The organism is Rhizorhabdus antheiae, assembly GCF_049889055.1.
Classification (GTDB): Bacteria; Pseudomonadota; Alphaproteobacteria; order Sphingomonadales; family Sphingomonadaceae; genus Rhizorhabdus.
On the sequence record NZ_JBLTWO010000022.1, the window covers coordinates 1 to 9,950 of the forward strand.

General features: G+C 56.9%; 4 protein-coding genes and 4 pseudogenes. 7 read left to right on the plus strand and 1 reads right to left on the minus strand.

Annotated features, from left to right (window positions below):
• From ACNI3R_RS20270 to ACNI3R_RS20290, 5 genes and pseudogenes are all read left to right on the plus strand, one after another.
• Positions 1–515: pseudogene (locus ACNI3R_RS20270) on the plus strand (transposase); the annotation flags it as partial.
• 172 nt (positions 516–687) lie between these two features.
• Positions 688–1,434 (plus strand): class I SAM-dependent methyltransferase, encoded by a 747-nt coding sequence (locus ACNI3R_RS20275; protein WP_426187024.1) that lies wholly within the window; start codon positions 688–690, stop codon positions 1,432–1,434.
• Between the two features lie 64 nt (positions 1,435–1,498).
• Positions 1,499–1,850: pseudogene (locus ACNI3R_RS20280) on the plus strand (IS3 family transposase); the annotation flags it as partial.
• 171 nt (positions 1,851–2,021) lie between these two features.
• A complete protein-coding gene (locus tag ACNI3R_RS20285; protein WP_426187027.1) occupies positions 2,022–2,990 on the plus strand; it encodes a GSCFA domain-containing protein in 969 nt (322 codons plus the stop codon).
• Positions 2,991–3,824: 834 nt separating this feature from the next.
• Positions 3,825–4,130, plus strand: coding sequence for an integrase core domain-containing protein (locus ACNI3R_RS20290; RefSeq protein ID WP_426187030.1), 306 nt, complete (start codon positions 3,825–3,827; stop codon positions 4,128–4,130).
• Positions 4,131–4,284: 154 nt separating this feature from the next.
• Here the strand turns inward: ACNI3R_RS20290 and ACNI3R_RS20295 are convergent, their stop codons facing one another.
• A complete protein-coding gene (locus tag ACNI3R_RS20295; RefSeq protein ID WP_426187033.1) occupies positions 4,285–8,472 on the minus strand; it encodes an RHS repeat domain-containing protein in 4,188 nt (1,395 codons plus the stop codon).
• Between the two features lie 319 nt (positions 8,473–8,791).
• On the opposite strand from ACNI3R_RS20295, the pseudogene ACNI3R_RS20300 reads away from it, so the two are divergent.
• Together ACNI3R_RS20300 and ACNI3R_RS20305 are read left to right on the plus strand one after the other, a co-directional pair.
• Positions 8,792–8,971, plus strand: a pseudogene (locus ACNI3R_RS20300) (transposase); the annotation flags it as partial.
• 33 nt (positions 8,972–9,004) lie between these two features.
• Positions 9,005–9,196: pseudogene (locus tag ACNI3R_RS20305) on the plus strand (IS3-like element ISMamg1 family transposase); the annotation flags it as partial.
• Between the last annotated feature and the right edge of the window lie 754 nt (positions 9,197–9,950).

Here is a 9,950-nt window from a genome sequence, read left to right on the forward strand (position 1 = left end):
GCTGATTATCGACGACACCGCTCTGCCCATAAGGGCAAGACTTCGGTTGGCGTTGCGTCTCAATACGCCAGGGCACTGCGCAATAATGCGAACTGCAAGACGCTGCCGTCGGTGAAGCTAGCTTCGGGAGAAGTGCCGCTCATGCTGGGCCTGCGACTTTTCCTGCCGGAAAGCTGGACCGGCGATGCGACCCGGATGGCCCGGGCTGGCGTACCCGAGCCTTTTCAGGCGTATCGAACCAAGCCCGACATCGCCACTGACGAGATCAATCGTGTTAACGCTATCGGTGTGCGCCTCGGCGCGTTTCGGCAGATGCCAGTTGCGGACTATCCGCCGCGTGCCGGAAAGCACTGAGCGCGCAAGGCCTTTGCTTGGCCGTGAACATCCCTCGGCATCAGAAGGTCTATCCGGCCGACGGGAAATTGATCTTCCCGGTCGCGGCACGCAGACGACCACGGGTGCGGCACGCGCCGGATGCCAAATCCATGCCTGTTCACGCCCTGCTGGAAGGCGCGAGTGGCAGCAGGTCTGTTGCCGCAATTCCCTGAGCACTGCCCAAATTGCCGATGCAGTCTCATCGCGTTTCCCAGCACACTTCTGCCAAAGTAGCGTAGGCATTCGAGATATCGACGGACCAAGCTCAAATCTGACTGTACAGCGAGTGCCATTGGCAGCTAGCATCCGAACATGAGTCTGACTGAGAAGCATATATCCGAAGTCACCGCCTATATTCAGCGGTGGGATGGCCACATGGGGCTATATTTTGCGGACCGCGTGGATGTCTCGGGAAAGCGCGTCCTGATAGTGGGATCGGGATGGGGAACTGAGGTATTGTGGTGTCTCCGCCGCGGTGCGGCCTATGTGGCTGGCATAGATCCGCGGTCGGACGAACGTGTTTTCATCGAGCGTGCGCTGGAGGAAAGTGGCCAAAAGGAACTCGCCACCAAATTTGAATTACATGCGGCTACTGCACACGAAATTGAAGATATAGGCGAGTTTGACCTTGTCCTCACGAATAATACTCTTGAACATGTCTTCGGACTTTCGGCTAATCTTGCTGCGATAGCTAAGTTTATCCCGAGCAAAGGCGCCCGGATTTATGTGCTCGCGGGACCACTTTTTCATTCATCGACCGGCCATCACATGCCCGTAGGTCCTTGGGATCACTTCCGGTTGTCGCAATCCGATTTACGAGCCAAGGTTTCACCACTCCAGTGGGGCGAGTATAGAGATGGGCTCAACGGAATGACGTTGACCGATTTTCTGCACGGCGTGCGCGAGGCAGGCCTTATCGTCACAGAGCTTGGCGTCCTGCTTGACCCTAACATAAATGCCTTGCCGACGTTGCTCAGCGAGATACCTTCAGCACTGAAGCCGATGGACCTTGCCTGCCAAGGGGTGAGATGCACGTTGGCTTTCCCGCACAACATTTAATGAATGAACTTAGAGAAATCCGCGCCGCTACGAGCTGCCGCCATCGCATTCTGGCTCTGAACGAATCTGGCCCTTGGGATCGGATGCCTTTCTGCATCACTCGGACTAAGGCAGCCACTATACTAGGGAGTCGTTCCAGCGACTGATGGCCGACTATGGCGTCATATGCTCGATAAGCCGGGTCCGGCAATGGCTGGGATAATGCCGCCATGGAAAGCTTCTTCTCATCGCTCAAGATCGAGCGGATCGAGAAGAAGGTCTACCGCACGAGATCTCAGACGAAGGCGGAAGTGTTCGATTACATCGAATGCCTCTACAACCCCAACCCGCGGGAGCGATCGGAAAGGCCGGAATTGAGCGCGTCGCCGGGTGACGCTTGCATACGGGCGACGTGCTGTTGCGCAAAGAGGCATTGAGGCGGCCGCCCCCGCCAAGTCGTCGATGCACGCACGGGTCAGCTTCTTAACCTAGTTGGTGGGCGTCGCCAGCGCATTCAGGGCCACATTCAGCAGCGGAAAGATCGCGGTCGCGCCGGCGATACAGTCGAGATAGGGTATTTGCATACCTCTAGAGATTTGGAGAAGAAGATGGGTTTTGAGCGCTTATCGGCCGAAGCGGCCTATGCGCAGACAAGTGGGAATCGCGCTTCCAAGTGGCCAGATCGTGCATCCGGGCGCATCGAGCCGCTTTGCTTGCCGACGATTCAACCCGGTTTCTCGATTGCTCGCGACGCATCGATCTTCACGATGGGATCCTGCTTTGCACGCCACATCGAATTCGCGCTCGCCGATCATGGGTTGACGGTGCCCACGCTCGGGTTCCGGGTTCCGCAGGAAGAGCTATGGGCGGGAACGGGCCTGCGCACGGGCCTCCTCAACAAATACACCCCCTTCTCAATGCTTAATGAGATCGACTTCATCGTCGACAGCAGCGACGGCTCTCAATTTCTGATAGAAACCGGTGAGGATCAGTGGTGGGATGGGCAGCTTCACACGACGGAATCAGTCAGCTTTGCGCGCGGTATCAAGCGTCGACAGAAAATCCGTGAACTTTATGACAGCGCCATTCGCCAGAGCGCCTTGGTCATCATCACCTTGGGATTGATCGAGGCCTGGTGGGATGAAGATAAGCAATTATACCTCAATGAAACCGTCCCCCGCGCCTTGGCCCAGCGGCATCCGGGGCGGTTCTTTTTCGAAGTTCTGTCAGTTGAGAAGACGCTCCTAGCGGTGCGACAGCTGATCGAGCGGCTTCGCAGGGTAAATCCTACACACAATGTCCTGCTCACCGTGTCGCCAGTCCCTTTCGTGCGATCGTTCGATGGCAAGGATGCGATCGTGGCGAACGGTTATAGCAAGGCTGCCCTCCGGGTAGCAGCCGAGGTCGCTGCCAGAGACTATTCGTGGGTAGATTATTACCCCTCCTATGAGAGTGTTACGAGTTCGGGCCGAAGCATGGCCTGGGAGGATGATCTGGTCCATGTCCGCCCCGAAATGGTGAAGGCCAATGTGGACCGGATGCTCGACGCCTATTTGGAACCTGAACCAACGCGCTAATCAAGCGACGTGGCGGCATGGACGGCCCGACGGTGCAAGAGGTTTTACGTAATGATCAGCGCCAGTTCGTTTTACCCATGTGTCTCGGCCTGTCTGTACATCACCGCAGGGCTGCTGCCTCTTGCGAGGTCCGCGGGTCGTTTCCCTGACCACGTCAATACGCGTGTTTAGCGCCGCTCCTGTTGAGTTTCCGCGACCCCCGGTCTGACAGCCTTTTCACCCAACACCGTCTTGTGGGCGGGGCCAATTGCTCTCCCGGGGTTCGGGGTGCTGCAGGGTCTGGCGTCAAAAGATATTGGCGCCTGGCGCCAAGCCATCGTGCATGTCTGTGAGCATCATGGGCTGAGCGAGCGTCGGGCGTGTGCACTGGTCGGTGTGAGCCGCAGGGTGGTGCAGTATCGACCGAGCCGCCCTTGCGATGACCGGTTGCGGCAAGGGCTGCCCAAGTTGGCGGGAGCGAGCCGGCGGTTCGCCCATCGCCGTCTTGGCGACATCCTGGCGCACCAATGCATGGCACCCAATTATAGAAAGCTGCTGCGGATTTACTACGAGGAAGGGTTACGGGTGCGCCAGCGCAGCGGGCGCGGGCAGGCTTTCACCGCTCGGGCGACAATGATCCTGCCAGATGCGAACCAGCGCTGATCGCTTGACTTCCTCACTGACAGCCTCGCCTGTGGTCGGCGCTTTCGCATCCTGTGCATAGCCGATGACTTCACGCGGGAGTGCCTGTCGCTGGTGCCGACACTTAGGCGTCGAGTGCTCGGATGGCCAGGGGACTGGCCAGCCTGATCGGCCTGCGTGATGAGCCCCGTACCATCATAGTCAGCGACAACGGTGCATGGCTACATCGTCAGCCATCCTGCGGCGGTCACAAGAGCGCCTGGCCGTGGGCATTACAACGCCCGAGGCAGGCTGATGCATAACGGTTTCGTGGAGAGCTTCAACGACCGGCTGCGGGGCGAATGCCTCAATAAGACCTGCCCATCTCGCTGGCTGACGCCCGGTTCGGGCGCGCCGTCTCGCAGCACCGCAACAACGCCGTCCGTCTACATCGAAGCTCGGCCGGAAGGCTCCCATCGAATTCGCCAACCAATGTGTCTGGGGGCATGCCCCCAGACACGGTGCGACTCCTTCAAATAATTACCATGAAGGAGCAAGGCTCCAACTCCGACTGGGAACGACCAAGCGAGCACATGACGTGCAGTCAACATGAAAATAATCCGCTCTTCTCTAGGCCCCCTTATCGGTGCGCCACGTCCCCATCACACCCATGGGATCGGCATAGATGGGGATGCTATGGACAAGAGGTCAAGTTAGCCCTTGGTGCCGTCTTGGATATCAGATTTCCAGCAGAATCATAACGGAAGCAGGTGCGTAATGAAAGGCCACCGCTGTCTACCACTTGCTCGTTCATCAATAGTCGAGCGTCAGATTTGTAGCCATACGCCGTGGTGACACTTGCTGAAGAACTTATAGTGTCTCTCTGACTGGTCGGCATCCGTACGCTGCCTGCCGACGCACCGTTCGCCGGATCGGTTCGGGAATAAAGTGTATAGTTAAAAATGGTATATGGGCAAATCCCATTTGTTATCAGACAGTTCGCGCCAGAACTGTCCAATCCCTTCCTCACATCTTGCAATTGACCGCTTCCAGCAGTCCAAGTGTAGTTTGTTCTTTGGAGAAGCGGATCCTTGGACCAGAGGACCTTGTTACACACTGTGAGATCGGAGCACGACCGTACAGTCGCCGCTTCGACATAGCCAAATTGCGTGATCAGATCGCCGGCTCCACATCCGGACTTTGCGCACTGGGTTATCTGGACAATGTTCCCGCGCGCGTCGTAGGCGGTCTTCTCGCGGTTGCCCTCGGGCATCATTTTGCTCGTGACGCGGCCCAAGTCGTCATATTCCCACTTCGTCGTCCGAAGAAGAGGATCGACCGATGTGATCGCCTGCCCCCAGCGATCGAAATAGCTGACTGTGCCGCGCTTGCTGCTGGAAGACGCTTGAAGGGGGCTCAGATCTTCCGAGCGGAACGGGGAGGTGAAATAGGTCCAGCTGTGGTTGTTCAAATCCGTTATTGACGTGACATTTCCTTCGAGACCACGAGCAACGTTGAGGGCAGGTGTGCTTGGTTGGCTCGGCTTGTAGATTGCTGACAGCGCCGTGTATCCACCGAATGACAGAGGGTTAGTCTCGGCCACCAGAGTATTTGCGTAGCCCCATGAATTACCCACTGCGTCGACAACTCCCTGAACATAAGTTTGCCCAGTGGTGGACTGTGTAATCAGCCGGGACGTGTCACCATCACTGTACACAGCTTTTCCACTCGAATTACAGCCATACTCAAAATTATTGTTTACGGGAGTGGATGCAGATTGCGGGTTCAACAATATAGAAAAACTGCTACCGCCGTTGGTGACATAGGAAACCTTGGCGGGTCGAGCCGGGAGCCAACTCAGTGCAAAATTGTTCAGACTGACGAAGGTGCACACGGGCTGCCGTGTCGCAGAACCGAGATCTGCCCCCTGGTTCAACTGTATACGTGCGCCCAGATTGTTCCGAACCGAGTTAAGGCCAAACACACCGGGGGTGGCAACGAGGTTATAATAGTCTGCGTATATCCGAACGCCCGACGGGAAGTCCCAGCGAGACATATACAGGCTCTTCTGCGAGAGAAGGCTTGCTATATCCGGGCTGTTTGAGGAGCTTATAAGTGAACTTCCAGAATAAAAACTGGGATATTTCCGCAGAGTGCCGTCGCGATCTCGATAGTCCAGCGAGACGGGATGGTAAAGGCGGCGGTTGATAATCCCTGTTTCAGGCGATCCTGTTTGCGTTAGAGTCTCGCCATCGGCAGATGCGCTCAAGAATGTGCCATTCGCTTGCTTGTAGAAAGTTTTCTCGCCGCCCAGCCCCCGAGAGATGACGACCGTGTTGTTGATCGTCTGATCACCCAGCCACGCAATCGACTGGAGCGCTCCATAAAGCCGCTGAGCGTTCTGGGTCGTGACCAGATCCTTCAACGCAAGAAGGGTGACTAGCGAGCTTGCGGCAGCCTGGCCACCGGATTGGCCAAGTGCCGCGCTGCCATCATTCGAGAAGCTTGCGACCTGATTCCAGTTGGTCTTCCAACCGATGCCTACGCCATAATTGGTCTGGTCACGTTGATCATAGGCTCTTTGAAACGTCAGCGCATAAGGGAATTCGCCGAACCCATCGGATAGGTCCGCTGACGGCACATAAGTAAGCGCGCCCGACCGATCGTCAACATTCGCGGCCGAACGGAGCGACTTCTCGGCTGCCACCTTGGGAATGTCAGGCATACGAATTGTGTTCGCAACGGGATCCTGGGCCACGCCAATGCCGCCCTTCAATACCCGACCATGCCTCGGATCATAAACTCCAAGCGCGACGCGCTCAATCAGTCCGCCATTCGACTTCCAGGCAAGGAAGGCGGATCGAACCAGTTCCGGCCCTTCGCCCAACCCGGTCGGCGAGTTCCCCTCAATCAACGTAGCGGTGCGTGTGATACCGGGATTTGCAACGGTGATCTTCTGCTGCCGCAGACCGCCATGCTCGGGAGCCAGCACGGAATAGCCTTCCGCCACATAGGCCTCGATCGCCGCGACTGCAGCGACGGGATAATCACTGGCCAGACTATTCTTGACGCTGTTCCAGGTGGCAGGGGTTGCCAGGAAGGTCCTGAACGTATTGCCCGATGTCGCACGCGCCTGCTGCTGCGTGATCAGGTTCACGGCCGCCATATCATATACAGCGTCCGTTTCTTGACGTGGAACCGATCCTTCAATGTAGGACAGCCCAAGTCCAGCCGTGAACGCCGCGCCCGTGTCGCCTAAGCCATCCAAAGATATGGCGCTGACAGCGGCCTCATAGTCCATAGTGAGGAAGCTTGATGGCGTCGCGATCGGCGGGTCCATCTTTGTCGCGACTTCGTCAACCGTATGCACGCCGATAAGATCGTGCACGAGGAATATGTTGCCTTGAACGGTCCCCGCAAGGTCCAGAAACTGACTATACTTGTTCGCCACGCTTGTCAGCGTGGTGCCGATCTGCATGGGCTTTGACCCGGGAGGCGCCCCGCCGCCAAGCTTCGCTACGGGTGCTGCCATGCGTGTGGCGATCCCCGAGCCGGTATATCCCCAATCATTGGTCACATAGAAGTGACCTGCGACACACTGACGATCCACCAGAGGCTTGGTCAGGATACGATCCGCATATTGGCCGGAATTCGCAGCGTAAGGATGATTAATCTGTATGGACGCTATCGCAGGCGCAACAGCGGCCCGCCCTCCGAGATATGCATCACATTCCGCAGCATAATTCCCGATAAGGACAGGATTTACGAACGCCGCCACCTTCTTGAAGGAGCTCGTGCCCGTGTCATAGAAGTAGGTGAATTCGCGAACCAGCCCCCCATCAACATCGGCAAAATACGTTCCATAGGTGTCGCCATTCAAAGAGACCGTGATTGATGCCCGATACGCATCGGGAATCTGGCCCGCCCAAACGCTGTCCTGGGCAACGACATAGGGAAGAGATGTCCTGCGGTTCTCCGACGATGGATGGGCAATGATCGTCGAATAGCCCACGACAGCATCAGCCCGTACCCCGTCGGCATTGGAACCCAGATAAGTTTCTACATTCCCGCGATATGTGTTGAGCGTTTGCGTGAAGGACGTTGCATTAAATCCGTTCACGATCGCCGGGTCGGTGCCACCGCCGCCGGCGCTCAGCAGATTTGCTCCGGAATAGCCCGACGCGCCCTGCCAGCCCATAGCGCTCCGTACGCTATGCGACTTATATCCGGGATCAAACAGATAAACGACGCCGTTCACGGACGCCCTCACCCAGATATGCCCCATAACAACCGTAAAACTGCTACCCGAGCCGGTTACGGAAGCCGGAATACCCCCATTGGCGAGGAGCCGCGTTGCAGCAGCCGCATCATTGACACCGGTCCATGCCGAAAACTGGCTGGCAGACAGCGAAATCTGCCCAAGAACATAGCTCGGATTGTAACGGGCGCCAGCGACGGCGTCAGCTTCACGCAACATGTCGACCAAAAATTGCGCTTGATCGAAAGATGTGCCGTAGCCGTCGAGTATAACGCCGCGAGCGCCCTTCTGCGCCCCCCAAATGGGCACAGTTTCGACGTTATCGCGCACATGCTGAAAGATATTGTCAATGTCATATCTCAGCGAACGGGCCATCTCCTTCACGAGAACGTCCCGAGCCGCAGGTGCAGCGGGACTTACAGGGTTACCATAATATGACAGTGCCGCCGAAGGGGAGACGAGCGGCGCGGCGGCGATGACGACGGCGGGAGCCGCCGCAGAAGCAACTGAAGGCGCCAGGTATGCGACGGCGAGGATCGGGATGGCCCGGAATCCAAGATCGCTTGATCTCCTATCGCGAAATTTCCATATATTTCGCGAGTTTCGACCACGTGGCATGCTCATATTTCCCCCAACATTCGAACCCTTGCGACTGCGCGCACAGGCTCCGATCAGCACCAATCAACAGTCGCTACCTAAAGGCTCAGTTCAATTTTCATCGCCGAGACGCTTGCACAGCGATGAATTTTGGCGAAACAATTAAGCAAGGCCTACCAGAGGGGCGCAATGGAAAGCTGGACCATTTTGGATGGAACAGTTTTAAACAAATGGTGTGGTGGAGAGAGAAGGCGGTCAAGAGTGAACTGCAAACGCTCTGCCGGAGCGACATTCTTCCCTGAAATGTGACCGATTTTGAGTAGAGTCCGACGCGAAGGAGTCGAGCGGGATGGCGACAGCGGATCTGTGCCGCCGCCACCGGAGAAACTCGGCAACATTCTATAAGTGGAAGTCGAAATATGGTGGGCTGGAAGTTTCCAGCGCCCGGCGCCTGCGCACTATCGAGGAAGAGAACAGCCTGTTGAAGAAGCTGCTGGCAGAGGCGATGCTCGACAATGTCGTGCTGAAGGGCGCTAAGCGGGATGCCCTCCCCCAGGCTCGTGAGCATCCCGGGCTGAGCCAACGTCGCGCGTGCAACTTGGTCGGTGTGAGCCGCAGGGTGGTCCGCTATCGGTCGGCACAGCCCGATGACGGTCCTCTACGGCAACGGGTGCGCGATTTGGCAGGGGAGCGCCGCCGGTTCGGCGACCGGCGCCCGGCTTATCTGCTGGCTCGTGAGGCTGCCAAGCTGGTCCACCACTACAACACCGTCCACGCGCATTGCGCCCTTGGCCGCCTCGCCCCACACGAATACATCACACATTCAACCGGTGTGGAAATGTCCGGAAATTAAGGGACAGCGACAGCGATTAACGATGATGTTTCAATTATCTATGCTCCGATGCTGCAGTCCTGCTAGATGGCACGCGATCCACCCTGTTTCGTCATTCCGAAAGAACTAGACGACCGCTTGGGCACTGTGCGCTTCTCGATCCTATCGAAGAGACGCTGAGATGAGATCCGAAGCTCGGCAAACGGGGGCCGAAGACAAAATATAGTTGAATGGAGCGTCACCGAAATGCCGACAGTCGCACTGTGGAGAATGTCGCTATGCAACTCAAATCTCCCTCAGAGCGCCGTCCACACCATCCCCGTAATTCCGCAGCTGAATGGAAGCGACTGCCCTCGCCTCAACATAATTGCGTCAATGCCGCGATGGCCACATGACCGGGCCGCAGGCCCGGCAGGAACAGAGCGATTTGGTTGCGCCCCCGCGCGCGGCCTTATCTTTAACAGGGAAGCAGCATTCCCCAATTATTTCAATGGCTTGCTAGCCATTCAGTACCGAAAACGACACTAAAATTTTGCTACCGTTACCGCCTATCTCGCTAAATAACGATTTGCACGCAAACACTTACCCCTGAGCCGAACCAATTGCTTTTGTCTTGCCATCGTTAAAATGGGACTATTTCGGTGCCCATTTCGAACAACCCCATCGTTTATCG